A 24321-nucleotide genomic window follows, 5' to 3' on the forward strand; every position below is an offset into this window, starting at 1 on the left:
TGAGTCCGTGCGTGAGTCGATGGCGCGGTCAGCGCCGGGTCGGTGCCGCGTCCGTGCCGTGCGGGCAGAGCGTCGGTGCCGCGTCGGCGCAGCGTCACTGCCGTGTCGGCGCAGCGGCAGTGCCGCGTCAGTGCGCGAGCACCGGCTCCCGCGGCGCCTCCTCCTCGGTCACCGCACCGGGCTCCCCGGCGCCGCCCTCCAGATGCTGCTTCGGCCGTGCCGGCAGCGCGAACATCACCGCGAAGATCACCGCAAGCACCGCGACGACCCACCAGAGCGATCCCTGGAAGGCGTCCGCGAACGCAGGGCCCACGGCGGCCGGGGCGAGCGGCTCGTCGATCGTCCCGAAGAAGACCACCGAGACCAGCCCGAGCCCCAGCGCATTGCCCATCTGCGCGGTGGTGTTGATCAGCCCGGACGCCGACCCCGCGTGCTCGCGCGGCACTTCGGACAGCACCGCGTCCGTCAGCGGGGCCACGATCAGCCCCATGCCGAGGCCCATCACGACCAGCGGCGGAATCATCTGCCAGGAGTGGATCTCCGTCCCGTACCGCCCGGCCTCCCAGATGTAGAGCAGTAGTCCGGCCGCCATCGTCAGCGCACCCGCCTGGAGCACCTTGCGGCCGAAGCGGGGCACCAGCTTCTGCACGGACATCCCGGCCGCGACCGACACCGCGATGGAGAACGGCACCCCGGTGAGGCCCGCCTTCAGCGCGCTCCAGCCCAGGCCGATCTGCATGTACAGCGTCCAGACCAGGAAGAAGATGCCGAGGACCACGCCGAAGGTCAGCTGCACGGCGATACCGGCGGCGAAGCTCTTCACGCGGAAGAGCGACAGCTCGACGAGCGGCGAACCGTCCTTGCGCGTCTTGCGCTTCTCGTACGCCACGAACACCGCGAACATCAGCGGGCTCGCCGCCATGCACAGATGGCCCCACAGCGGCCAGTCCAGCTCGCGGCCGCGCGTGAGCGGGTAGATCAGCATCAGCAGGGCGGCCGTGACCAGCGCGACGCCCACGAGGTCGAGCCGGAGCGCCTTCTCGGCGCGGGACTCGGTGATGAACCTGCGGCCGAGGATGACTCCGGCGACGCCGACGGGCAGGTTGATCAGGAAGATCGGCCGCCACTCCAGACCGAACAGGTTCCACTGCGTGAGCAGCGCGCCGAGCAGCGGCCCCGACACGGCGCCGAGGCCGACGACCGCGCCGAACATGCCGAAGACCTTGCCGCGCTCGTGCGCCGGGAAGGTCACATGGATGATCGCAAGCACCTGCGGCACCATCATCGCCGCCATGGCGCCCTGCAGCAGCCGCGCCGCGACCAGCATCTCCGCGCCCGACGCGAAGCCGCACAGCGCGGAGGCGAGCGTGAAGCCGGTGATACCGAGCAGGAACAGCCGCCTGCGGCCGAAGATGTCACCGAGCCGCCCACCGGTGATCAGACCGGCGGCGAAGGCCAGCGCATAACCCGCGGTGATCCACTGGATCGCGCCGAACGAGGCGCCGAGATCGCGCTCGATCGACGGGATCGCGATATTGACGATCGTGACGTCGACCAGGTCCATGAAGGCCGCCGTCATGACGATGGCAAGGGCTATCCAGCGGCGCCGGCCCGCGGCGGAGGCGGGCTGGGGACCCGCGGAGTCGTTGGCCGTATCCCGTACGGCGTCGGAGGAGGTCATGCGGAGGAAGTTAGTGGGGATATAGGTCAGCTCATGTCCTAGAGGGCTGGCAGCCTGGGATGCATGACAGACACCCCGGCACGGCTGCTGAATCTGCTGTCGCTCCTCCAGACGCCCCGCGAGTGGCCGGGCAGCGAGCTCGCCGAGCGTCTCGGCGTCAGCCCGCGCACGATCCGTCGGGACATCGACCGGCTGCGTGACCTGGGCTATCCGGTCGAGGCGACGCGGGGCGCGGTCGGCGGGTACCGGCTGGTCGCGGGCGCCGCGATGCCGCCGCTGCTGCTCGACGACGAGGAGGCCGTCGCGATCGCGGTGGGTCTGCGGGCGGGGGCGGGCCATGCCATCGAGGGCGTGGACGAGGCGTCCGTACGGGCCCTGGCGAAGCTGGAGCAGGTGCTGCCTTCGCGGCTGCGGCACCGGGTCTCGACGCTCCAGAACGCGACGATCCCGCTGACCCGCGGCGACGGCGCGACCGTCGACCCGCACACCCTCACCGCCATCGCGGCAACGGTCACCGGCCGGGAGCGGCTGCGCTTCGGCTACCGCTCCGGCGACGGCACGGAGAGCAGACGACAGGTCGAGCCCTACCGGCTGGTGTCGACCGGGCGGCGGTGGTACCTCGTGGCGTACGACCTCGGGCGGGAGGACTGGCGTACGTTCCGCGTCGACCGGGTCAGCGACCCGTTCCCGACCGGGGTCCGCTTTCCCCCGCGCGAGCTGCCCGCGGGCGGGGACGCGGCGCGGTTCTTCTCGCACGCGATGTCCCGGAACCAGCCGGAGCTCGCGCTGGACGTGAGCTTCGCGGCGCCTGCGGAGTTCGTCGCCGCCCGTCTTCCGGGCTACCTCGGAGCGCCCGAGCCGACGGGCCGGGACAGCTGCCGTCTGCGGACGCGGTCGCAGGACTCCCTGGAGTGGATCGCCGTGCGGCTGGCCCTGGTCGACTGCGGCTTCACGGTCCACGGCCCGGCCCCGCTGGCGGAGTACGTCGCCGAGCTGGGAGCCCGGCTGACCCGCGCGGCGGGCTGAAGCGGGCCTCGGCCTCTCGGCCCCTCGCACCCTCGCCCTCTCTGCCCCTCGGGCCCCTCGCACCCTCGGCCCCCTGAGATCCCCGGCCCTCCGCACGGAACGGGAACGCGAAGGACCCCGACACCGGGGGGGGAGGGTGCCGGGGTCCGCTCTGGGGGCCGAGGGGGGCGAACCCCCGGCCGCGACTACGCCGCCGCGTCGAAGCCCGTGTCCCGGGCCATCCGCTTGAGCTCCAGCAGCGCGTGCTTCTCGATCTGGCGGATGCGCTCGCGCGTCAGCCCGTGCTCCTTGCCGACCTCGGTCAGCGTCCGCTCGCGGCCGTCCTCGATGCCGTACCGCATCCGGATGATCGAGGCCGTCCGGTGGTCGAGCCTGTCGATCAGGTCGTCGAGCTCCTCGCTGCGCAGCAGCGTCAGCACGGACTGCTCGGGCGACACCGCGGAGGTGTCCTCCAGGAGATCGCCGAACTGCGTCTCGCCCTCGTCGTCCACCGACATGTTCAGCGAGACCGGGTCGCGCGCCCAGTCCAGCACGTCGATGATCCGCTCCGGCGTCGAGCCCAGCTCGGCGGCCACCTCGGCCGGCTCGGGCTCGCGTCCGTGCTCACGGTTGAACTCGCGCTGGACCCGCCGGATCCGGCCCAGCTCCTCCACCAGGTGGACGGGCAGGCGGATGGTGCGGGACTGGTCGGCTATGGAGCGGGTGATGGCCTGGCGGATCCACCACGTCGCGTACGTCGAGAACTTGAAGCCCTTCGCGTAGTCGAACTTCTCCACGGCGCGGACCAGGCCGGCGTTGCCCTCCTGGATCAGGTCCAGCAGGGGAAGCCCGCTGCGCGGATAGCGCCGGGCGACGGCCACGACCAGCCGCAGGTTGGACTTGATGAAGACGTCCTTGGCGCGCTCCCCCTCGGCGGCGAGCGCCTCCAGCTCCTCGCGCGTGGCACCGGCGGCGTCACCCGGACCCGGCGTGGCGACGGCTGATGTCACAGCGCCGTCGAGGATCTGCCGGGCATACACTCCGGCCTCGATGGTCTGGGACAGCTCGACCTCCTTGGCGGCATCGAGCAGGGGCGTGCGCGCGATCTCGTCGAGATACATGCCGACCAGGTCGCGGTCGGCGATCTCCCCGCCCACGGCGCGAACGCGGCTTGCCCCATCGGTCCCGGTCCCCTTGGCGGACTGACGACGGGCGACGGCACGGGTTGCCATGCGTGCTCCCTTGCTGAGTAGGTCGCGACACCCTTCAGAGTCTTCCGGGTGCCCTGCATCCGAGGGAAACAACGACTGGAAACGGGACAGAATTCCCGGGCGATGGAGGTTTTTTGTGATCTTGCAGTATCCTGCGCCGCCGCAGCAGCGGGGATGCTCGGACGCCGGTCAGCACGCCTGCCGTGACCGCGCCCCGACCCTGAGGACGGCACACCTCGCCTCGAGGTTGCTCGCACTGTCCGTTCTGATGGAATTTTTTCCCTATGTCCGGCTGGGTTGCGATGCCCGGCCGGGTTGCACGCGAAACCGGCTCAGCCGAACTGGACCGAGCGCTTCGCCAGCCCCATCCAGAAGCCGTCGATGACACTGCGACCGCCCACCGGATCGCCCTCCGCGGCGCCCAGCGCCACGAAGAGCGGCGCGAAGTGCTCCGTGCGCGGATGGGCCAGCTTCCCGTCGGGCGCCTTGTGCTCGAAGTCCAGCAGGGCGTCCACATCGGCGGCGGCCAGCGCCCTCTGCCCCCAGTCGTCGAACTCCGCCGACCAGCCGGGCACGCCGCCGCCCGCATGCCGCAGCGCAGCGAGATTGTGCGTGAAGAAGCCGCTGCCGACGATCAGCACGCCCTCGTCGCGCAGCGGCGCGAGCCTGCGCCCGATCTCCAGCAGGCACTGCGGGTCGAGCGTGGGCATGGACACCTGGAGGACGGGGATGCCGGCATCCGGGAACATCTCGACGAGCGGCACGTACGCACCGTGATCGAGGCCGCGGTCCGGGATGTCCTGTACGGGCATACCGGGGGCGCGCAGCAGCTTCCGCACGGACTCGGCGAGCGCGGGCGCGCCCGGGGCCTCGTACCGCACCTGGTAGTAGCGCTCGGGGAAGCCCCAGAAGTCGTACACGAGCGGGACGGTCTCGGTCGCCCCGAGCGCGAGGGGGGCCTCCTCCCAGTGGGCGGAGATCATCAGGATGGCGCGGGGCCGCGGCAGAGCGGCCGACCAGGCGGCGAGCTGCCCGGGCCAGACCGGGTCGTCGGCGAGCGGCGGGGCACCGTGGGACAGATAGAGGGCGGGCATCCGCTCCCCGTCGACGGCCCACCCCCGGCCGACGGCCCGCTCCTCGACCTCCTCGCTGACGGCCGGAACGTTCACAGCATCCATGACAGCCTCCCCGGGCGCGCACGCTTGGGTCCAGGACCCGACCCACGCGAACTTGAACTTTCAAGTTCATGCTCCCGCAAAGGCTAGGGCAAAATTGTTCAACTTTCAAGAATGGGCTCGTACAGTGGCCCCATGACGACGGCATCCAACGCGGGCGGACCCGGACCGGGCGGCCCCGAACCCCGCTGGCTCAGCGACGAGGAACAGCGCGTGTGGCGTTCCTACCTCCACGCCACCACCCTCCTCGAGGACAGCCTCGACCGCCAGCTCCAGCGCGATGCCGGCATGCCGCACATCTACTACGGCCTCCTGGTCCAGCTCGCGGAGGCCCCGCGCCGCCGCCGGCGCATGACCGAGCTGGCCAGGGATGCCAAGATCACCCGATCCCGGCTCTCGCACGCGATCGCCCGCCTGGAGAAGAACGGCTGGGTGCGCCGCGAGGAGTGCCCCTCCGACAAGCGGGGACAGAACGCCTACCTCACCGACGAGGGGTACGAGATCCTGCGGAAGGCGGCGCCGGGGCACGTCGCCGCCGTGCGGCAGGCGGTCTTCGACCGGCTCTCGCCGGAACAGGTGCGCCAGCTCGGCGAGATCACCCGCATCATGACCGAGAGCCTGGAGCCGGACGGCACCGGCGCGGACCTTCCCTGGCTGCGCTGACACGCCGGCACGGCCGTACACGCACGGGTCCCCCGCCCGGATCCGACGACCCGGGCGGGGGACCCGCTCACCTCAGACGGCCGGTATGGCCTCAGTGCGCGACGACCGGGACCTTCACCTCGTCCGCGACGCCTTCACCGCCGGCCTCGCCGTCGGCCGAGGACGCGATGACCGTCGCGCCCGGACGCCCGGCGTTGATGAAGGTGAACGCGATGGCCGCGGCGGCCGCCAGGATGCCCACGGCCCACCAGATGGCGCTGGCGTAGCCGTGCACCATGGCCTGGAGCTGGAGCAGCTGCTGCGCCCCGGGCCCGGTGGCACCCGCCGCGTGCGAGGCGATGTACGACGTGGTGGCGGACGCGGCGATCGTGTTCAGGAGCGCCGTGCCGATCGCGCCGCCGACCTGCTGCGAGGTGTTCACCATCGCGGAGGCGACACCCGCGTCCCGGGCCTCGACGCCGTGCGTGGCCAGCGACATGGCGGGCATGAACGCCGTACCCATACCGAGGCCGAGCAGCAGCTGCGCGGGCAGGATCAGGCTGGCGTACGAGGTTCCGACCTCCAGCTGTGTCAGCAGCAGCATGCCCGTCGCGGCGACCAGGAAGCCGGGGCCCATCAGCGCCCGCGCCGGCACCCGGGTCATCAGCCGGGCGCCGATCTGGGTGGAGCCCGTGATCATGCCGGCGATCATCGGCAGGAAGGCGAAGCCGGTCCTGACCGGTGAGTACCCCTTCACGACCTGCAGGTAGTAGGTGAGGAAGAGGAAGAGGCCGAACATCGCGATGATGGCGAGGCCCAGCGAGAGATAGACGCCACCGCGGTTGCGCTCGGTCAGCACGCGCAGCGGCAGCAGCGGCGAGCGGACCCGGGACTCGGTGAGCACGAAGGCCGCGAGCAGCACCGCGGAGGCGACGAAGAGACCGATCGTCGTGGTGTCCGACCAGCCGTCGGACTCGGCCCGCGTGAAGCCGTAGACGAGCGCCACGAGGCCGAGGGTGGAGAGGATCACGCCGGGGATGTCGAGCGCGGAGCGGTTGCGGCCGCCGGCCGGCTCGCGGATCACGAAGTACGCGCCCGCCGCCGCGACGACGGCGAAGGGGACGTTGACGTAGAACGTCCAGCGCCAGTCCAGGTACTCGGTCAGGAAGCCGCCGAGGATCAGACCGACGGCGCCGCCACCGCCGGCGATCGCACCGTAGATGCCGAACGCCTTCGCCCGCTCCCTGGCGTCGGTGAACATCACGGCGAGCAGTGAGAGCGCGGCCGGCGCGAGCAGCGCGCCGAAGGCGCCCTGGAGCGCGCGCGAGCCGAGCAGCATGGCCTCGCCGGTCGCGGCGCCGCCGAGCGCTGACGCGGCGGCGAAGCCGAGCAGACCGACGACGAAGGTCCGCTTGCGGCCCCACAGGTCGGCGATGCGTCCGCCGAAGAGCAGCAGACCGCCGAAGGCGAGGGCGTACGCGGTGATCACCCACTGGCGGTTGCCGTCCGAGATCCCGAGGTCCTGCTGGGCGGAGGGCAGGGCGATGTTCACGATCGTCGCGTCGAGCACGACCATCAGCTGGGCGAGGGCGATGAAGACCAGCGCTTTCCAGCGGCTGGGATCCGGGGCTGCGGCGCCCTGGAGCTGGGTCGTGTCGGCTGTTTTTGACATGGAGGTAGCCACCTAGGGGTTCGTCAAGGCAAAAGGGGTCGTCAGGGGTGGTGCGCCGGGGCGCGCTTGTCAGTGCTGGTTGCAACGGGTCACGGCCGGTGCCGCAGGTCCTCCAGGGTCACGGCCGTGCCCGGGAGTCCGGAGCGCGCGGGCGCCTCCAGCCCGTCCAGCAGCAGCTGGAGATGGCGGTGGATGAACCGGTCGAAGTCCAGGCACCCGGTGCCCGGAAGCGGCCGGGTGAGCTGGGAGAGAGCGACCATCAGGTCTCCGACGGCGATGTCGGTGCGGACCCGGCCCGCCGCCTGAGCACGGTCGATCAGGCCCCGGACGGCCTGTTCGAGCCGGTCGCGCTCGGCGAGCAGATCGGGGTGGTCGTGGTCGAAGGTGCCGGAGAGCATCGGGCACAGTGCGCCGATCCGCTCGTCCGCCGCCTCGTGCGTGAATCGGCTCAGCGCGGCGAAGGTGTCCGGCTCGGTGGCGGCCGCCGCCTCCGCGCGCTCCGTCGTCCGCCGCATGACGGAGAGGACGACCTCGTGGACGAGGGCGGTCCGCTCCGGGAAGTTCCGGTAGAGGGTGGCGTTGCCGACGCCCGCGCGGCGGGCGATCTCGTCGAGCGGGACATCGGGTCCGAGCTCGACGAACATCTCGCGGGCCGCCGCGACGATCCGCTCCCGGTTGCGCAGGGCGTCGGCCCGCGGCCGGGGCGCGCGGCGCAGTGAGGTGGCGGCGTCGGTGGCGGGGCTCACGGCTCCCCTCCCTCTCTCGAAGTACGTCTGCGTCTCGCCTCCCCAACCGGGGAGAAGCTCCCCGGTTCCAGACGGACACCGGTGCAAACGGGGAAGCGGTCCCCGGTTATTTCGCGCCACCGGGGGAACTTCGTGTGACCTGTCGCACAACTCCTCGCTCCCCGCCGGATCCCACGATCGGCCCACCCGGCGCGCGCCCTCCCGCCACCCGACCCAGGCTGATCGAACGGAGCGCAGTCGAGGACCGGCCGGCTGCCGCCGGACCGAAGGCGACCGCATGCAGCACACCCGCCGCCGGATACGGAGATCCGGCACGCTCGGCGCCGCAGCCGTCATCGCGTTCGCTGCCCTGACCTCGGCGAGTTCGACCCTCCCGGACACCTCGCGCGCCTCGGCGGGACCGCGGGCGGCCGTCGGCGAGTCGGCGCTCGGCCCGTGCCGTATCGCCCCCACCGCGGGCGTGCAGATGTCGGAGGGCGTACCCACGCCGACCGGCTACGCGCGCTCGACGGGCGAGATCCGTGCCCTCAACGTCATGATCGACTTCCCGGACGCCCAGGGCGAAGGACCGGCGCTCGACCGGTACGCCGAGTTCTTCCCGCAGACCCAGAACTGGTTCGCCACCAGCTCCTACGGGCGCCTCAGCTACCGCCCCGAGGCCCCGCTCCCGGAGTGGCTGCGGATGCCGCTGCCGTTCGCCGCGTACGGGATAGAGCGTGGCGCGCCCTACGAGCCGGGCTACCGGCAGCTGGTCCAGGACATCGTGACCGCTGCCGACCACCGGATCGACTTCAGCGCGTACGACCTGGTCAACATCCTGGTCACGCCGAACGCCGGCCCGTCGGCGCTCGACACCGTGCTGTCCGTGACCTTCTCCGGGAACCACGACGCGCCGTTCGCCGACGGTGTGCCGCTCGCCAACACCTCGTTCGTCTACAGCCGCCAGGACGACGGCTCCGGTTCGTACGACGAGACGGGCTTCCGGGTGCTCCCGCACGAGAACGGCCATGTCTTCGGCCTGCCCGACCTCTACACGTCGGAGGGCGGCGGCGCGGTCGGCCACTGGGACATCATGTCCGAGGACTGGGGGGCCAACAACGATCTGCTCGGCTGGCACAAGTGGAAGCTCGGCTGGCTCGACAACGACCAGGTCTCCTGCGCGGCCGCCGCCTCCGGCACGTCGGAGTACGGCCTGACGCCGCTGGCCGTCGAGGGCGGCCCCAAGCTGGTCTTCGTGCCCATCGCCGCGGACGCCGGCTACGCCGTGGAGGTCCGCACCCGGGACGGCAACGACGAGGCCGTCTGCGAGCCGGGCGTCCTCATCTACCACGTGGAGACGGGCGTCGACACCGGCCAGGGCCCGGTGCGCGTCGCCGACAGCGACGAGGACAGCGGCGGCTGCACCCGGCGGCCCAACGTCCACGCCGAGCTGTCGGACGCCCCCTACCGCCCGGGCGAGTCCTTCGCGGACCGGCGGAACAAGATCCAGATCACCGTGGTCTCGGAGAGCGACGACGGGACCTACCGGGTGCGCGTCACGCGCTCCTGAGGCGGACCGCCTCCTGGACCGGCCCCCTGAGCTCCCGCTTGAGGAGCTTCCCGGTGGGATTGCGCGGCAGCGGCTCCTCCCGTACGACGACGTGTGCCGGCACCTTGAAGGCGGCGAGGCTCCTGCCCGCATGGGCGCGCAGCTCCTCGGCGGTGACGGCGGCGCCGGGCCGCACCTGGACGACGGCCGCGACCTCCTCGCCGAGGACGGGGTGCGGGACGCCGAGGACGGCCGCGTCGACGACGTCCGGGTGGTCGTGCAGAACGGCCTCGACCTCGACGCAGTACACGTTCTCGCCGCCGCGGATCACCAGGTCCTTGATCCGGTCGACGATCGTGATCCGATCGCCGTCCCGTACGGTCGCGAGGTCGCCTGTCCTGAACCAGCCGTCCGCCGTGAACGCCGCGGCGGTGGCCTCGGGGTCGCGCCAGTACCCGCGCACCAGCGACTGCCCGCGCAGCCACAGCTCCCCGGCCTCGCCCTCCGGCAGCGCCCGCCCGGACGGCCCGGCGATCCGCACCTCGGTGGCCGGGGTCGGCCGCCCGACGCTGTCGGGGAAGTCCCGGTACTCGGCGCCGAAGTTCGCGGTCACACCCCCGCTGGTCTCGGTCAGCCCGTAGCCGTTGCGGGGTTCGATCCGTGTGCCGTAGGCGGCGGTGAGCCGCGCGACGAGGTCCGGCGGGGCGGCGGCGCCCCCGGTGTTGAGATGCGTCAGGGTGTCCAGCCGTGCCCCGTGGCGTTCGGCGGCGTCGAGCAGCTGGAGCGCGGTGGTGGGCACGCCGGAGTAGTGGGTCACGCCGTGCTTCTCGATGAGGGCGAGCGCCTTGTCCGCGTCCCACTTGCGCATCAGCACGAGCGTCCCGCCGACGGCCATCACCGAGTACAGCGTGGTGAAGGCCGCCACGTGGAAGAACGGGAACGTCATCAGGCTGACGGGCGCAGGCCCCCGCCCCGGGACCACCCCGCGTGCGAGCGCCGAGGCCGCGGCCGTGTAGCGCGGGTTCATCGCCGCCCCGGCCTGCGCGAGCTGTGTGGCGACCGCCCCCTTGGGCCGGCCGGTCGTGCCCGACGTGTAGATGATCGTGGCGTCGTCCTCGGGCCGTACATGGACGTCGGGCGGCGCGGTGGCCGGGTCCGGGCGGGCCTCGGCCAGGTCCTGGTACCGCACGGTCCCCTCGCCCACGGGCCCCTCGTGATGGAACACGATCACCGGAACGGACCTCGACCGGGCCCAGGCGGCGACCCTGGGCAGCCGCTCCCCGTCGACGAGCAGCACCCGCGGCTCGCAGTCGTCGAGCGCGTACGCGAACTCCTCCGCCGTCCACCAGGCGTTCAGCGGCACCGCGACCAGCCCGGCGAGCTGCGCCGCCCAGAACGCGATCTGCCACTCCGGGTGATTGCGCATCCCGACGACGGCCCGGTCCCCCGGCCGCAGCCCGTACCTCTCGACGAAGCGCCGCGCGAGCGCGGAGGCGGCCGCGAAGAACTCCCCGTACGTGTAGGCCCCGCTCTCCGCCACGAGAAACGGCTGCTCCCCGAACACCCACGTCGCCTCGACGAACTCGCGCAGGGTGCGCGGCCCGGACACGTACGCCCCTTCCTCGACGGCGAAGGGGGCGCCGGGGGCGGTGAGGGAACCTCGGACATCGGCTGAGTGCGGCACGGGCGCCCTTCTCTCGAAGCTGGGCCAGGGCCCCTCGTCTGGCTGGGGAGTGTCTTCACAGTGGCGTCGTCCGCCCGCAGGGCGGGCCCGGCGGCGTCTGGTGCGTGCGATCGCAAGGCGGAGGAGGGAGTCCATGCGGTGGGGGCACCTCCCGTGCCCGAAGGGCCACGGGGGCCATAGGCGACCGACGACAACGCAGCGAGCGTGCGTGCCAGGCGTCACCGGGCAGACGGGACTGTGAAGACACGACCCAGGGCCTGGTCACCCGCTCGGCTGCGGGCGACGCTATGCGCCGCTCCTGGCACCGTCAAGCTCCCGCCCGCGCCGTCGCCCCGGCCGCCGCCACCGCCCCCGACCTCCGCAGCCGGTCCGCGCCCAGGCCGACGGCAGCGCCCACCGCCAGCACCACGACGCCGAGCAGCAGGAAGTACAGCGGCAGGGGGAGGACGGCCGTGAGCCGGAACAGCTGTCCTCCGACGACCACCCCGACGGCACCGAAGAGGCCGTTCACCGCGAGGAACCGGCCGGTCCAGCCGGGCGGCGCGACGGAGGCGGCGAGCGCAAGACCGGCCGGGGCGAGCGCGATCTCCCCGCAGGAGAAGAGCAGGTAGACCAGCAACAGCCAGTACGGGCCGACCGGGCCCCGCTGCGCCAGCAGCGCCGCCACGGCCATCAGCAGAAAACTGGTCCCGGCGGCGGCGAGCGCCCCTGAGAACTTCACGGGCACGTCGGCCCGCGCCCCCGCCCGTCGCCACAGCCGGGTGGTCAGCGGTGCGACCAGCAGCACGAAGAGCGGATGGGCGGACTGGAACCAGCCGGCCGGGACCTCGAAGCCGAACACATCGCGGTCCGTGTGGCGTTCGGCGAAGAGCCCGAGCACCGAACCGCTCTGCGCGAAGATCATCCAGAAGGCTGAGGAGGCCGCCATCAGCGCGGTGAATCCGCCGAGCCCGCCGCGCACCTTCCGCAGGGATCGCAGATAGGCGAAGGGCAGGGCGATCGTGACCAGGCCCAGACAGGCCAGCACTCCGTTGATGCCGAGCACCCCTGCCGTGGCGGCGGCGGTGGCGGCGACGGCCCCGGCGGCGAGCACCGCCGCCGTGCGGCGCACGGCACGCAGGGCCTCCTCGCGGCCGAGCGGCCGGGCCGGGTGCCGCCCCACCTCACCGAAGCTGCGCAGCCCGAGGGAGAACTGGACGAGCCCGGCCGCCATACCGAACGCGGCCGCGGCGAAGCCGAGATGCCAGGCGACCTTCTCCGCGAGCAGGCCGGTCACCAGCGGCGCGATCAGCGCACTGACCTGGATGCACAGATAGAAGAGGGAGAACGCGGCCTCCCTGCCGCCCCGCCCCGGGCCCTCCCGCTCGTCGCTGACCGCGGCCACCATCGCGGCGAGGGACGGCTTGGCCAGACCGGTACCGGCCACGATCAGCAGCAGCCCGCCGTAGAGCGCGGCCGTCGCCGGCAGGGTGAGCACCGCGTGCCCGGAGGCGATGAGCACGCCGCCGGCCATGACCGCGCGCCGCGCGCCCAGCAGCCGGTCGGCGAGCCAGCCACCGGGCAGTCCGGCCATGAAGTTCAGTGACATGTAGCCCGCGAAGACCGCGGTGGCGGTCTGGGGCGCCATGCCCAGACCGCCGCGCTCCGGCGACGCCGTCAGATACAGCACGAGGATCGCGGCCATGCCGAAGAAGCTGAACCGCTCCCACAGGTCCACCGCGAGGAGCGTGCCGAACCCCCGGCGCCGGCCGCCTCCGGGACGGGTGCCGCCGGGGGCGGCCGGCGCCAGGAGCGAGGAGTCCACCGTCGTCACCGGGCCGGTGCCTTGACCGCCACACCGGCCAGCATGGCGAGCTCCGGGTCGGGCTGTTCACCGGGCTCGGGGCGCCACGCCGGCGCACGGACCACACCGGGTGCGAGCAGTGAGTGCCCCGCGAAGAGCGCGGTCAGCTCCGCGGTGTCGCGCCAGATGACCTCGCTGACGGCGCCCCGGTAGCGCTCGGCCGCCTCGGGCGCGGTCCGCGGCACGGTCTCGGCGCCCGCGTGCGAGATCACCAGATGGCTGCCGGGCACGAGCCGGTCGGTGTACTGCTCCACCAGGGCGCGCGGATCGTCGCCGTCGGGCACGAAGTGCAGTACGGCGGCGAGGATCAGCGCGACCGGGCGGTCGAAGTCGATCAGCCTCCGGGTGTCCCGCGCGTCCAGGATCTCCCGCGGCTTGTGGAGGTCGCCCTGGAAGACGGCGGCGCGCGGCTCGTCGGCGAGGATCGCCCTGCCGTGGGCGACGGCCACCGGGTCGATGTCGACGTAGACGACCGTGCTGTCCGGGTGGGCGGCGAGGGCCACGTCGTGCACATTGCCCTCGGCGGGGATGCCGGAGCCGATGTCCAGGAACTGCCGTATGCCGAGGGCCGACAGCTCCCGCACGGCGCGGCGCAGGAAGGCCCGATTGGCGCGCAGGGTACGGGCGAGGACGGGGTTGGCGTCGGAGACCCTGGCCGCGAGCGCGCGGTCCACCGGGAAGTTGTGGGTTCCGCCGATCCAGTAGTCGTACACCCTCGCGATGCTGGGGGTGTCGATGTCCACCTCGGCCGGTGCCCAGCTGGGGCGTTCCATCTGCGTCTCCTTCGGTGCGTTCGGGGGGCTCGGTGAGCCGAGGGGGCCGGGTGGGCTCTGCGGGCTCATGCCGTGAGCACCGGCAGTTCTTCGAGGCCGCGCATCATCAGGCTGCTGCGCCAGCGCAGTTCACCGGCGTCCACGGCGAGCCGCAGCCCGGGCAGCCGAGCGAAGAGCCGGCTCAGGACGATCCGGCCCTCCAGCCGGGCGAGCGGGGCGCCCAGGCAGTGGTGGATGCCGTGGCCGAAGGCCAGTCCGGCGGCGTTGCCGCGGGTGACGTCCAGCCTGTCGGGGTCCTCGTAGCGCCGGGGGTCGCGGCCTGCGGCACCGAGCGAGATGGTCACGAACTCGCCCTCGGGGATGACCACGTCGCCGACGGGCACGGGCTCGGTGGTGAAGCGCCAGGTGGCGTTGGTGACCGGGCCGTCGTAGCGCAGGAACTCCTCGACGGCCGCGGGCCACAGCGACGCGTCCCGCGCCAACTGCTCGCGCACCGCGGGGTGGCGGAGCAGCGCGAGGGCGCCGTTGCCGATGAGGTTGACCGTGGTCTCGTGGCCCGCGACCAGCAGCAGGAACGCCATCGCGATGAGCTCGTCCGACGACAGCCGCTCGCCCTCGTCGGTGGCGATGACCAGATCGGAGAGCATGTCGTCCTCCGGAGCCGCGCGCTTGCCGGCGATCAGCGCGCGCAGATACGCGATCATGTCGGCGCTCGCGTCGCGCACCTCCTCGGTGCCGGCGCCGGAGACGAGCAGATTGGACCAGCGGCGGAACTCCGCCCGGTCGTGCGGCGGTACGCCGAGCAGCCAGCAGATCACCGTGAACGGGAGCGGGAACGCCAGCCCCTCCATCAGGTCGGTGCGCTCGTGCCGGGCGACGCCGTCGAGGAGTTCGTCGGTGAGCGCGGTGATGCGCGGGCCCAGCGACTCCACACGGCGGGCGGTGAAGGCACGGCCCACCAGCTTGCGCAGCCGGGTGTGGTCGGGCGGATCGCTGTCCAGCATGTGCACGCTCAGGACATGCGGGAACTGGCTGCGCTCGCCCGCCTCCTTCAGGAACTCCGCCTGTTTGCGCGGGTCGGCGAAGTTGCGCGGGACGAGGTCCTTGCCGACCCGCATGTCCTTGCTGAGCCGGGGGTCGGCGAGCAGTGCCCTGGCGTCCTCGTAACCGGTGACCAGCCAGGTGCGCAGCCCGTTGGGGGTCATCACCGGGAGGGCGGGGGCGGTGTCCCGCAGCTCGGCCAGCGCGGCGTGCGGCCGCTGGAAGAAGGCGGGGGTGAACAGGTCGAGCGGCGGGGACGGGGTGTCCGTGCCTGGCATGCTCAGGCTCCTCTCGTGGCGGACGCGGAACGCGCGGCGGGTGCGGAACGCGAGCCGGGTGCGGATCCCGCGGCAGGCGCAGATCCCGCGGCGGGTGCGGATCCCGCGGCGGGTGCGAAACGGCCGGCGTGATAGCTGGCGAGCTCCCGGTAGATCTCGAACGGCCGGTCCCGCGAGGTGTCGCGGAACGGGCGCAGCGGAGCCGTCTGTTCCTTGTGCCCGGCCCCTCCCTCCCAGGCGGTGAAGGATTCCCAGTCCGACCAGCGGCTCACCACGACGAAGCTGCGCGGATCGCCGACGCAGTGCAGGAGTTCGTTCCCGAGCAGTCCCGGTGTGCCGGCCATGCGCCGGCTGGCCTTGTGGTACGCGGCGGTCACCGGGCCGGGGTCGTCGCAGAGGTGGTACAGCACCACCTCCACCGCGCCCGCGGTCATGCCGCGGCGCCGGCTGCCCCGGCCAGTGCCGCGACCACGTGCATGGTCGTCATCGACCCGCCGCTGCGGTACGGGTGCAGCTTCTTGCGGTGCTCCAGATGCCGCTCGCTCGTCTCGAACTGCCGGAAGAGCGGCTCGTCGACCCAGTCGCTGACGATGTAGTAGACGCCGTCCTCCTCGGCGCTGCGGGAGAGCCACTGGCCGAGGTTGGCGGGGTGCTCGGTGACCGAGCCTCCTACCTCCTGCCACACCCGCTCGAAGTCGCCCTCCATACCGGGCTTGATCTCCATCCGGAGCATCACCCGGAAGTTCCGGCCCGGCGTCGCCGATCCAGCCATCTCAGATACCTCCGTCGACGTTGACCGTCTCACCGGTGACATAGGCGGACAGGTCGCTGAGCAGGAAGAGGACGGGGCCGGCCAGCTCCTCGACCGTGCCCAGCCGGGCGAGCGCGGTCTTCTGCGCATACGTGGCCCGCAGTCCGGCGGCCCGCTCCGCGGGCATGGCGTCGAACGCCTCGGTCTCGATGACACCGGGTGCGACGACGTTGACCCGGATGCCGCGCGGGCCGAGCTCCTTGGCGAGCGAGCGGGTCAGACCGATCATGGCGGCCTTGGCCGCGGTGTAGTGGGCGCGCAGCGGGATGCCCGCCGCGGCGCCGCGCGAGCCGATGTTGATGACCGACGAGCCCTCGCCGAGCAGCGGCAGCGCCTGGTGTATCACGCGGTAGGCGGCGGTGAGATTGGTGTCGAGGACCCTCGACCACTCCTCGGCGGGAAGTTCCCCGAACGGGATGTGGCTGATCACACCGGCGTTGTTGACCACTCCGTCGAGCCGCCCGAAGCGGTCCTTCGCCTCGCCCACGAGCCGGTCGACCTCGGCGGTCCCGCCGAGGTCGGCCCGTATCACGTGATGGTCGCCGTCGGTCTCCTTCAGCGCCTGGAGGAGGCTTTCGACGGCTTCGCCGTCCTGCCGGTGGCAGGTGAGCACATCGGCGCCGGCCCGTGCCGCGGCGAGCACGATGCCGCGGCCGATGCCGCGCGTGCCGCCGGTGACGAGCACCTTCTTGCCGTACAGAGCGAGTTCCACTGGGTGTTTCCCTCCTGTGGGCGGCGGCGGTTCAGACGCCGCCGTCGACGTGGATGTTCTGGCCGGTGATGTAGGCGGCCCGGTCTCCGGTGAGGAAGAGCACGACCTGGGCGAGCTCGTCGACCGTGCCGAAGCGGCCGAGCGCGGTGAACGAGGAGACGAGCCCGCGCTGCCGCTCGGCGGCCTCGGCGGGCATCTCGTCCAGCGCCTCGGTGGCGATACGGCCGGGCGAGACCGTGTTGACACGGATGCCCTGCGGGCCGAACTCCCGGGCGAGCGACCGGGTCATGCCCACGAGCGCCGCCTTCACGGCGGTGTAGTGGACCCCGCCCGCCATGCCGATGAAGGCGACGGTGGAGCCGATGTGGACGATCGACGCCCCGGGCCCGAGCAGCGGCGCGGCCCTGCGCGTGACGAGGTGGGCGGCGTTGAGGTTGCCCTGGAGGGTGGCCGCCCACTCGGTGTCGTCGAGCTCCAGATAGGGCTTGGGCCGGTAGTCGCCCGCGTTGTTGACGACGGCGTCGAGCCCGCCGAGACTCGCCTCGCACTCGGCGAGCAGCCGGTCGACGTCGTCGGCGTCGCCCGCGTCGGCGCGGACCACCAGATGCTTGCCGGGCGTCCCGGCGAGCTCCTGCTCCAGCGTGGTGACCGCGTCGCCGGGGGTGCGGTAGCAGGTGGCGACGTCGGCCCCGGCGCGGGCGGCGGCGAGCACGATGCCGCGGCCGATGCCGCGGGTCCCGCCGGTCACCAGGATCCTGTGGCCCGCGAGCTGCCGGCCGGCCCGGGCGGCGGCCTCCACCTTGCGTTTGATCAGCCGCATCTGGACGAGGGTGTTGCGGTTGAGCCGGTCGGTCATGCCCGCGTCGTCCAGCGGCGCGGCGGGCTTCATCGCGAAGTCCTGGACCCAGCGCATGCGTACGCCGTCGGGCTGCTGGGCGTACTCCCAGCGGATGTCCATATGGGCGAAGGGCCCGGTCTCCACCCGGTGGGCCGTGACGGTGCGGGTCGCCTCGTCCGCGGTCCGCTCGGAGACCCAGCTCCACACCGTGCCGTTCTCGTCGGGGTGCAGGGCGAGCCGGAAGGTGACCGTGGCGCCGTCGCGGTCCAGGATCTCCGCCGAGGCGTACTCGCTGAACAGGCGCGGCCAGGAGGCCACGTCGTTGGTCATCGACCACACGAGGTCCATCGGCGCGTCGATGGTGATCTGGTTGTCGGTGTGGCCCGCCATCAGACCTGCACCTCCGCGAGCCGGGCGTTCACGTAGGCCACGGCCTCGCGCGGTGTCTGCCGGTGCTCCAGGTCGCCGTCGGGGATCTGGATGCCGTACTCGCGCTCGATGCGGGTCGCGGTCTCCAGCAGCGCCAGCGAGTCGTAGCCCAGGTCCGCGAGCCGGGTGTCGGCGATGTCGCCGTCCAGGTCGGTCTGTTCGTCGACGCCGGCGCCCGCGCGCAGGATGCGTTTCAGGTCGTCCAGGGTGAACTCGGCCATCTCCAGCCGCCTTTCGTCCGGTGTGGGAGGTACGGATCACGTGGTGCGGTCGGTGAGATCGGTGAGATCGGTGAGATCGGCGAGATCGGTGCGGTCGCCGGCGCCCAGGAGGAGCGCGGAGGTGAACCCGCCGTGCCCGCGGGCGAGTACGAGAGCGGTGCGCGGCGCGGTCTGCCGCGGCCGGTCCAGCACGAGGTCGATCTCGCAGCCGGGCGCCGGCCTGCCGAGCCCGGCGGTGTGCGGGACCACGCCGCCGCTCAGGGCGAGCAGCGCGGTGACCGCGTCGAGGGCGGCGCCACCCGCGTAGAGGCGGCCGGTGAGGGTCTTGGGCGCGGTGACCGGCACCGCGCCCGCGCCGAAGACCTCGGTGATGGCCCGCGCCTCGGCGAGGTCCTGCGCCGGCACGCCGGAGGCGTCGGCGAAGACGACGTCGACCTCCGATGCCCCGGCCCCTGCGTCGGCGAGGGCCCGGCGGATCACCGCGGCGAGCACCGGCGGGCGGCCGGAACCGGGTGCCGGGTCGAACCCGGAGGCGTAGCCGAGCAGCCGGCCGTAGGAGGGTGCGCCGCGCTCGCGCGCCGAGTCGGCGCTCTCCACCACCAGCAACGCCCCGCCCTCGCCCGGCACATAGCCGGAGGCGGCCGCGTCGAACGGCAGATAGGCGCGGGCCGGGTCGTCCACGGTGGAGAGACCGCCGGACGACAACTGCGCCACCAGCCCGTACGGGCACAGGGAGGCGTCCGTGCCGCCGCTGAGCACCAGCCGGGAGCCGGTGTTCAGCAGCCGGCGTGCCTGGCCGAGCGCGTCGAGCCCGCCGGCCTGCTCGCAGCAGAGCACTCCGCACGGGCCGCGCATGCCGTGCCGGATGGACACCTGCCCGGTCGTCGCCGCGTAGAACCAGGCGATGGACTGGTACGCGCCGACCCAGGACGGCCCTTTCCGGTAGAGCCGTTCCATCTCGTGCTGGCCGAACTCGGTGCCGCCGGAGGAGCTCGCGGTCACCACGGCCATCTCGTACTCGGGCAGCGTCGCCGGGTCGGCGCGCGCGTCCCCGAGCGCCGCTTCGGCCGCCGCCAGCGCGAAGTGCGTGAACCGGTCGGTCTGCGGGACGAGGCGTCCGGGCACCTCCTCCCCGGCATCGAATCCGGGCACCTCGCCGGCCACCTGCACGGGGTAGCCGGAGGGGTCGAACCGGGTGATCCGACCGAGACCGCTCTTGCCCGCGAGTACCGAATCCCAGTGCCGGCCCGCACCGATGCCGGTCGGCGCGACCACGCCGACCCCGGTGACCACGGCCGCGGCGCGACGGTCCGCGCGGATGCCCGTGGCGCTCATGCCGCCTCCCGGACGGTCCGGGGGCGGCCGAGCACCATGGCGCTCTGGAAACCGCCGAATCCGCTGCCGACGCTGAGCACCCGCTCCATGGGGTGTTCCCGCGCCGTCACCGGCACGTAGTCCAGATCGCACTCGGGATCGGGCACCGACAGATTGGCGGTCGGCGGGACGACCTGGTGGCGCAGGGCCAGGGCACAGGCCGCGATCTCCAGGGAGCCGATGGCACCGAGCGAGTGCCCGATCATCGACTTGATCGAGCTGATCGGGACCTCATGGGCGCGCTGTCCGAGACTGCGCTTGAACGCGGCGGTCTCGTGGCGGTCGTTCTGCTTGGTGCCCGAGCCATGGGCGTTGATGTAGTCGATGTCGTCCGGGTCGAGCCGGGCCCGGTCCATGGCGACGCGGATGGCCTCGGCCATCTCCCGTCCGTCCGGCTTGAGTCCGGTCATGTGGAAGGCGTTGCTGCGGCCGGCGAAGCCGAGAATCTCGGCGTAGACGGCCGACCCGCGGCGCCGGGCGGCCTCCGCCTCCTCGATCACCAGCACGGCCGCGCCCTCGCCGAGCACGAAGCCGTCCCGCCGTCCGTCGAAGGGCCGCGAGGCGTGCCCGGGGTCGTCCGTGTTGGGCGTCGTCGCCTTGATGGCGTCGAAACAGGCGGAAGTGATGGGGGACAGCGGGGCGTCGGTGGCTCCGGCGAGGACGATGTCGGCGCTGCCCTCCTCGATCAGCTGGACGCCGTGCCCGATCGCGTCGAGGCCCGAGGTGCAGCCGGTGGAGACCAGTGCCACCGGGCCCTCGGCGCCGGCCTGCCGGGCGACCTCCACGGCGAGGGTGCTGGGCACCATGTAGCCGTAGAGGTGCGGTACGCCGTAGCTGTGGTCGACGAGCCAGTCGCGGCCGCCGTCGGAGAGCACGGCGTACTCGTCCTCCAGGCCCATGGTGCACCCGACGGCGCTGCCGATGCTGACCCCGATCCGCCCGGGGTCGGCGCCGCCGAGGTCGATCCCGCTGTCCTCGGCCGCCTCGCGGGCCGCGACCACCGCGAACTGGGCGGCGCGGTCCATGCGGCGCACCTGCTGCGGGGTGAGCCCGGCGGCGAGCGGGTCGAAGTCGCATTCGGCGGCGACCCGGGAGCGGAAGGCGGAGGCGTCGAAGAGGGTGATCGCGCGCGTCGCGGTGCGGCCCGCGGCGAGCAGCTCCCAGTAGGCGTCACGGCCGACGCCGCCGGGGGCGACGGCGCCCACTCCGGTGATGACGGCGCGGCGGTTCACTGCGCCCCGCCGACGTCGGGGTTGCCCGCACCCGCGTTCAGGGGCTCCTCGGTGTCGACGTGGCCGAGTTCGGGGCGGGGCGCGAGCGGCGAGAGGTGGAAGACGGCCTCGGCGGGCACGGTGCCGGTGTTCACCAGGCGGTGGCGCACGCCGACCGGAACCAGCAGCGAGTCACCGGGGCCGAGGGCGACCGGGGCTCCGTCCAGGGTCATTTCGAGCCGGCCCTGGACGATGTGCAGGAACTCCTCGGAGTACGGGTGCAGATGCTCGGTGACGTACTCCCCCGGGGCCAGCCGCAGCACCCCGCCGAAGCCGGAGGTGCAGCCGACCGTCCTGGGGCTCAGCGTGACGCGGATGTCCCCGCCGCGCTTGGTGTTGGCGGCGACGGAGTCCACGGCGACCTTGGTGGTCGCGGGGGCGGTCACCGGGCACCACCGCCCAGGTTCGCGCCGGTCGGGGCCGTGATCAGGGGGCCCTCGGCGGGCGTCCAGGAGTAGAAGGGGACGGCCATGGCGTCCTTGGGCTCACGCCATTGGGGGTCGTAGGGGGAGATGTACCGGCCGAGCCTGGTGTTGATCTCGTCGTAGAGCGGGTGGCTGCGGGCCTTGTAGAGGTTCGGCGCGATGTCCTGATCCGCCTCCACGAGATGGAAGTAGAGGTCGTGGAAGGCGAACAGGGTCCGGCGCGAGACTCCGACCATGTGCGGCAGTTCGGTGCTGTCGGAGTCGGCGAAGACCGAGGCGACGCCCTCGGCGTCGGTGAGGTTCATCCTCGCCACGATCAGCGTTCGGTGCACGGTGTCCTCCCGGCTTGTCGGTGCTGCGTTCACACTGGTCGCCGGGGGTCGAGGGAGTGTCGAAGGAGTCTCGAAACGGGCTGGAGCCCAGGGTGGGACAGGGCTGGGACAGGACTGGACAGGGCGGGAGCGGCAGCCGGCCGTGGCACGACGAGGCGGCCCGTACGCACCGGTGGGGTGCGTACGGGCCGCCTGAGGTGTGGCCCCTACTCCCTAGAGCCGCATGGTGGTGCGCCGCTTGCGGCCGGGATGGGCGGACTTCACCAGGCTGACCGCTCCCTCGGCCGACTGCCTCGGTGCGCAGTCGTTCTCGCTCGCCGCGCCGGCGTGGAGCAGCAGCAGCGCCTGCCGGGTGAGGCCGGGCACGGTGTAGACCGGCTCGCTCCCGGCCACCCCGTCCGAGCCGGCCGGAGCGCCGCGGTCCGGGGCGAACTCCTCGTCCACCAGGTGGACGTCCACGAGGTATTCGAGCAGTGTCTCGGTGGCCCCGGCCGAGCGGGGCAGCAGCCGGGTGACCTCTTCGAGGTTCCAGTGCTCCCGGCAGTCCCGCGCCATCAGATGGAGCAGATGACGGTGCCGGTGGGAGAGATGGCGGTAGCTGGACTCCACCGTGCTCATGAGCGACTGGGTGCCCGCGGGGAGTCCCAGCAGCAGGCTCGGGTCGCCGCTCAGCCGGGCGGTGAGCCGGGCCGCCGACCATCCGGGCCGGGCCGCGATCCATCCGGCCACCGCCCGGATGGCCAGCGGCAGCCCTTCGCACCTGCGCATCAACTCCCGTACGGCTTCGGGCTCCTCGCGCCGGTGCCGCGCGTCGGCGATCCCGCTGTAGAGCGTGAGCGCCTCGTCGCGGGAGAGCGGGCGCAGCACGATCTTCCGGCCGGTGGCGAGGCTGTGCGCGCGGTAGCGGTTGGTGGCGATCACCGCACAGCCGGAGCCGCCCGGCATCAGCGCGCGCAGCTGGGATGCCGCGAGCACGTCGTCGACGACCACGAGGACCCGCCGGTCGGCGGTCCAGCTGCGGAAGAGCTGCCCGAGTTCGTCGAGTCCCGTGGGCAGTTTCTCGCGCCGCGTTCCGCAGGAGCTGAGGCTGGCGGCCAGCACGTCGGCGAGCTGGGCGGAGCCGTCACCCACCTCGGACAGCTCCATGAAGAGCTGTCCGTCGGGAAAGTGCGGGCGCAGCCGGTGGGCGGCGCGGACGGCGAAGGCCGTCTTGCCGACTCCCGGCGGGCCGTGCACCTCGACCAGGCGTACCCCGTACCCCTTGGTGCCGGCCGATCCCAGGTACGCCTCCAGTTCGTCGAGCTCTCCCGCCCTGCCGACGAAGTCGCCGATGTCTGCGGGGAGCTGGGCGGGCGGGAGCCGGTCCGCGGCGAGCTGCGCGGGGGGCGGGCCGGCCGGGGCGTGACCGCCCCGGTCCTGGGCCGCCCGGTCCTGCGCGGTCCCTTCCTGCCGGGGGACGAGTGGCCTGCCGACATGGCTCCGATCGGCGAGCACCTCCTGGTGGAGCCGCTGGAGCGGCGCCGAGGGTTCGAGTCCGAGTTCGTCGACGAGCCGGGCGCGCAGGGTGCGGAAGACGTCCAGCGCCTCCGGCCTGCGGCCGCTGCGGTGCAGGGCCCGCATCAGCTGCCCGGCGAAGGCTTCGTGGGTCGGGTAGGCACGGAACGCGGCGGAGATCTCGTCCGATACGGACTGGTGGCGGCCGATCTCCAGCTCTATGGCGAACCGCTGCTCCAGGACGCTCTTGCGCCGCTCCTCCAGCTGCGTGGCCCATGCGGACAGCCGCCGGCCGGCCGCCACGTCCACGAGTGCCTCTCCCTGCCAGATGCCGAGGGCTTCCTTGAGGGTGCGGGACGCTGCGTCCCCGTGTCCTCCGGAGTATTCGGTCTTCCCCTGCTCGGCCAGTTGCTCGAAGCGGTAGGCGTCGACCGCTTTCTTGTCGTCCAGGCGCAGTTCGTATCCGCCCACCCTGGTCAGGAGTGCCGGAAATTCCCTCGGCGGACGGGAACCGAATGGCGCCCCGGTCTGCCCGGTGGCCAGGCGGAGCTTCCTTCTCAGCTGGTAGATGTACGTTTGCAAGGTGGTCAGTGCGCTGAGCGGCGGATATTCGCCCCACAGCTCCCCGCACAGCTGGTCGACGCTGACCAGCGCATTGGCATTGAGTACCAGGAGGGTCAACACCTGGCGCAGTTTGGGTGCGGACGGCGTGACATCCACTCCGTCACGCCGCACCCGGAACGAACCCAGCAGACCGATTTCTATCAATGCACTCCCCCTAGGCGCGCGGCCTCGTGAGCCGACGGCCGTGTTTCGGACATTGTCCGTGCTCGGTAATGCCCAGCGCTTGCGTCCTTCCTACACCATCAACGTTGCTGCGGGCCATGCCGCTTGGACGCGGTGACCCGTACAGAAGAATCCGGTCTGTGGAGTTGGATCCGTGACTCTTTTACTTGTTCATTGATCCCGTGAAGGGAAATGGAGACAAGCTTCGACAAACCCCTGGGGGCGACTCATCCCGAATTCAGGGAACGGGAATCAGCCACCCCGGGGAGGGCGCCACCGGTGACGCACGATCGAGCACCGCACCGTCGGGGCCACTTTCGACACCGTCTTCAGCGCTCGAAACTATGTG

The 24321-nt window shown here is 72.3% G+C and carries 22 protein-coding genes and 1 pseudogene; 3 read left to right on the forward strand and 20 right to left on the reverse strand.

The genetic code is table 11. The features are described 5' to 3' along the window. Nucleotides 1-127 precede the first annotated feature (127 nt). On the reverse strand, nt 128-1681 hold the full coding sequence (locus tag KK483_RS14160) for an MFS transporter (RefSeq protein WP_262005584.1): 1554 nt from the start codon (nt 1679-1681) through the stop codon (nt 128-130). 63 nt (nt 1682-1744) lie between these two features. Here KK483_RS14160 and KK483_RS14165 point away from each other — a divergent pair, with 63 nt between their 5' ends. Beyond that, on the forward strand, nt 1745-2707 hold the full coding sequence (locus KK483_RS14165) for a YafY family protein (protein WP_262005585.1): 963 nt from the start codon (nt 1745-1747) through the stop codon (nt 2705-2707). Between the two features lie 185 nt (nt 2708-2892). Here the strand turns inward: KK483_RS14165 and KK483_RS14170 are convergent, their stop codons facing one another. Together KK483_RS14170 and KK483_RS14175 are read right to left on the reverse strand one after the other, a co-directional pair. Further along, the gene (locus KK483_RS14170) at nt 2893-3918 is read right to left on the reverse strand and encodes an RNA polymerase sigma factor RpoD/SigA (protein WP_262005586.1); all 1026 of its coding nucleotides are present in this window, start codon (nt 3916-3918) and stop codon (nt 2893-2895) included. A gap of 311 nt (nt 3919-4229) precedes the next feature. Further along, nucleotides 4230-4991, reverse strand: coding sequence for a class III extradiol ring-cleavage dioxygenase (locus tag KK483_RS14175; RefSeq protein WP_262009486.1), 762 nt, complete (start codon nt 4989-4991; stop codon nt 4230-4232). A 216-nt stretch (nt 4992-5207) separates the two neighbouring features. Between KK483_RS14175 and KK483_RS14180 the strand changes: the two genes are divergently transcribed. After that, the gene (locus tag KK483_RS14180) at nt 5208-5735 is read left to right on the forward strand and encodes a MarR family winged helix-turn-helix transcriptional regulator (RefSeq protein ID WP_262005587.1); all 528 of its coding nucleotides are present in this window, start codon (nt 5208-5210) and stop codon (nt 5733-5735) included. Nucleotides 5736-5826: 91 nt separating this feature from the next. Here KK483_RS14180 and KK483_RS14185 read toward each other — a convergent pair whose 3' ends face one another. Continuing rightward, nucleotides 5827-7386, reverse strand: coding sequence for an MFS transporter (locus KK483_RS14185; RefSeq protein WP_262005589.1), 1560 nt, complete (start codon nt 7384-7386; stop codon nt 5827-5829). Between the two features lie 89 nt (nt 7387-7475). Further along, complete coding sequence (locus tag KK483_RS14190; protein ID WP_262005590.1) at nt 7476-8132, reverse strand: TetR/AcrR family transcriptional regulator; 657 nt, start codon at nt 8130-8132, stop codon at nt 7476-7478. A gap of 277 nt (nt 8133-8409) precedes the next feature. Here KK483_RS14190 and KK483_RS14195 point away from each other — a divergent pair, with 277 nt between their 5' ends. Further along, a complete protein-coding gene (locus KK483_RS14195; protein WP_262005591.1) occupies nt 8410-9681 on the forward strand; it encodes a M6 family metalloprotease domain-containing protein in 1272 nt (423 codons plus the stop codon). Here the strand turns inward: KK483_RS14195 and KK483_RS14200 are convergent. From KK483_RS14200 to KK483_RS14270, 15 genes and pseudogenes are all read right to left on the reverse strand, one after another. Further along, nucleotides 9668-11479 (reverse strand): class I adenylate-forming enzyme family protein, encoded by a 1812-nt coding sequence (locus KK483_RS14200; protein WP_399014074.1) that lies wholly within the window; start codon nt 11477-11479, stop codon nt 9668-9670. The genes KK483_RS14195 and KK483_RS14200 overlap by 14 nt on opposite strands. 172 nt (nt 11480-11651) lie before the next feature. Continuing rightward, nucleotides 11652-13157 carry a peptide MFS transporter gene (locus KK483_RS14205; RefSeq protein ID WP_262005593.1) on the reverse strand — a complete coding sequence of 502 codons (1506 nt, stop codon included), beginning with the start codon at nt 13155-13157 and terminating at the stop codon, nt 11652-11654. After that, entirely contained in the window at nt 13154-13960 is an 807-nt protein-coding gene (locus tag KK483_RS14210; protein ID WP_262005594.1) for an SAM-dependent methyltransferase, read from the reverse strand. Before KK483_RS14210 ends, KK483_RS14205 begins: the two co-directional genes overlap by 4 nt. Before the next feature lie 65 nt (nt 13961-14025). Further along, nucleotides 14026-15279 carry a cytochrome P450 gene (locus KK483_RS14215; RefSeq protein ID WP_262005595.1) on the reverse strand — a complete coding sequence of 418 codons (1254 nt, stop codon included), beginning with the start codon at nt 15277-15279 and terminating at the stop codon, nt 14026-14028. Nucleotides 15280-15281: 2 nt separating this feature from the next. Further along, nucleotides 15282-15713: an antibiotic biosynthesis monooxygenase gene (locus tag KK483_RS14220; RefSeq protein ID WP_262005596.1), complete on the reverse strand. Its 432-nt coding sequence runs from the start codon at nt 15711-15713 to the stop codon at nt 15282-15284. Then, nucleotides 15710-16051, reverse strand: a complete 342-nt coding sequence (locus tag KK483_RS14225) for an antibiotic biosynthesis monooxygenase (protein ID WP_262005597.1) — start codon at nt 16049-16051, stop codon at nt 15710-15712. Before KK483_RS14225 ends, KK483_RS14220 begins: the two co-directional genes overlap by 4 nt. 1 nt (nt 16052) lies before the next feature. Then, nucleotides 16053-16802, reverse strand: coding sequence for an SDR family NAD(P)-dependent oxidoreductase (locus tag KK483_RS14230; RefSeq protein ID WP_262005598.1), 750 nt, complete (start codon nt 16800-16802; stop codon nt 16053-16055). A gap of 31 nt (nt 16803-16833) precedes the next feature. Beyond that, nucleotides 16834-17601 carry an SDR family NAD(P)-dependent oxidoreductase gene (locus tag KK483_RS14235; RefSeq protein WP_262009487.1) on the reverse strand — a complete coding sequence of 256 codons (768 nt, stop codon included), beginning with the start codon at nt 17599-17601 and terminating at the stop codon, nt 16834-16836. After that, nucleotides 17581-18030 (reverse strand): annotated as a pseudogene (locus KK483_RS14240) (SRPBCC family protein); the annotation flags it as partial. The pseudogene KK483_RS14240 and the gene KK483_RS14235, both read right to left, overlap by 21 nt. Continuing rightward, complete coding sequence (locus KK483_RS14245) at nt 18030-18290, reverse strand: acyl carrier protein (RefSeq protein ID WP_262005599.1); 261 nt, start codon at nt 18288-18290, stop codon at nt 18030-18032. The gene KK483_RS14245 and the pseudogene KK483_RS14240, both read right to left, overlap by 1 nt. 36 nt (nt 18291-18326) lie before the next feature. Next, a complete protein-coding gene (locus KK483_RS14250; RefSeq protein ID WP_262005600.1) occupies nt 18327-19625 on the reverse strand; it encodes a ketosynthase chain-length factor in 1299 nt (432 codons plus the stop codon). Then, nucleotides 19622-20896, reverse strand: coding sequence for a beta-ketoacyl synthase (locus KK483_RS14255; RefSeq protein ID WP_262005601.1), 1275 nt, complete (start codon nt 20894-20896; stop codon nt 19622-19624). The genes KK483_RS14250 and KK483_RS14255 overlap by 4 nt, the downstream gene beginning before the upstream one ends. Further along, nucleotides 20893-21321, reverse strand: coding sequence for a cupin domain-containing protein (locus KK483_RS14260; RefSeq protein WP_262005602.1), 429 nt, complete (start codon nt 21319-21321; stop codon nt 20893-20895). Before KK483_RS14260 ends, KK483_RS14255 begins: the two co-directional genes overlap by 4 nt. Then, the gene (locus tag KK483_RS14265; protein ID WP_262005603.1) at nt 21318-21692 is read right to left on the reverse strand and encodes a TcmI family type II polyketide cyclase; all 375 of its coding nucleotides are present in this window, start codon (nt 21690-21692) and stop codon (nt 21318-21320) included. The genes KK483_RS14260 and KK483_RS14265 overlap by 4 nt, the downstream gene beginning before the upstream one ends. Nucleotides 21693-21905: 213 nt before the next feature. Next, nucleotides 21906-23921, reverse strand: a complete 2016-nt coding sequence (locus tag KK483_RS14270; RefSeq protein WP_313879513.1) for a BTAD domain-containing putative transcriptional regulator — start codon at nt 23919-23921, stop codon at nt 21906-21908. Nucleotides 23922-24321 lie beyond the last annotated feature (400 nt).

The organism is Streptomyces sp. FIT100, assembly GCF_024584805.1.
Lineage (GTDB): Bacteria > Actinomycetota > Actinomycetes > Streptomycetales > Streptomycetaceae > Streptomyces.

What these genes read in the sequence shown, in the direction of transcription:
- KK483_RS14160 (WP_262005584.1), bottom strand. Translation starts at nt 1,681, where the DNA reads ATGACCTCCTCCGACGCCGTACGGGATACGGCCAACGACTCCGCGGGT.
- KK483_RS14165 (WP_262005585.1), top strand. Translation starts at nt 1,745, where the DNA reads ATGACAGACACCCCGGCACGGCTGCTGAATCTGCTGTCGCTCCTCCAG.
- KK483_RS14170 (WP_262005586.1), bottom strand. Translation starts at nt 3,918, where the DNA reads ATGGCAACCCGTGCCGTCGCCCGTCGTCAGTCCGCCAAGGGGACCGGG.
- KK483_RS14175 (WP_262009486.1), bottom strand. Translation starts at nt 4,991, where the DNA reads ATGCCCGCCCTCTATCTGTCCCACGGTGCCCCGCCGCTCGCCGACGAC.
- KK483_RS14180 (WP_262005587.1), top strand. Translation starts at nt 5,208, where the DNA reads ATGACGACGGCATCCAACGCGGGCGGACCCGGACCGGGCGGCCCCGAA.
- KK483_RS14185 (WP_262005589.1), bottom strand. Translation starts at nt 7,386, where the DNA reads ATGTCAAAAACAGCCGACACGACCCAGCTCCAGGGCGCCGCAGCCCCG.
- KK483_RS14195 (WP_262005591.1), top strand. Translation starts at nt 8,410, where the DNA reads ATGCAGCACACCCGCCGCCGGATACGGAGATCCGGCACGCTCGGCGCC.
- KK483_RS14200 (WP_399014074.1), bottom strand. Translation starts at nt 11,479, where the DNA reads ATGGACTCCCTCCTCCGCCTTGCGATCGCACGCACCAGACGCCGCCGG.
- KK483_RS14210 (WP_262005594.1), bottom strand. Translation starts at nt 13,960, where the DNA reads ATGGAACGCCCCAGCTGGGCACCGGCCGAGGTGGACATCGACACCCCC.
- KK483_RS14215 (WP_262005595.1), bottom strand. Translation starts at nt 15,279, where the DNA reads ATGCCAGGCACGGACACCCCGTCCCCGCCGCTCGACCTGTTCACCCCC.
- KK483_RS14220 (WP_262005596.1), bottom strand. Translation starts at nt 15,713, where the DNA reads ATGACCGCGGGCGCGGTGGAGGTGGTGCTGTACCACCTCTGCGACGAC.
- KK483_RS14225 (WP_262005597.1), bottom strand. Translation starts at nt 16,051, where the DNA reads ATGGCTGGATCGGCGACGCCGGGCCGGAACTTCCGGGTGATGCTCCGG.
- KK483_RS14245 (WP_262005599.1), bottom strand. Translation starts at nt 18,290, where the DNA reads ATGGCCGAGTTCACCCTGGACGACCTGAAACGCATCCTGCGCGCGGGC.
- KK483_RS14250 (WP_262005600.1), bottom strand. Translation starts at nt 19,625, where the DNA reads ATGAGCGCCACGGGCATCCGCGCGGACCGTCGCGCCGCGGCCGTGGTC.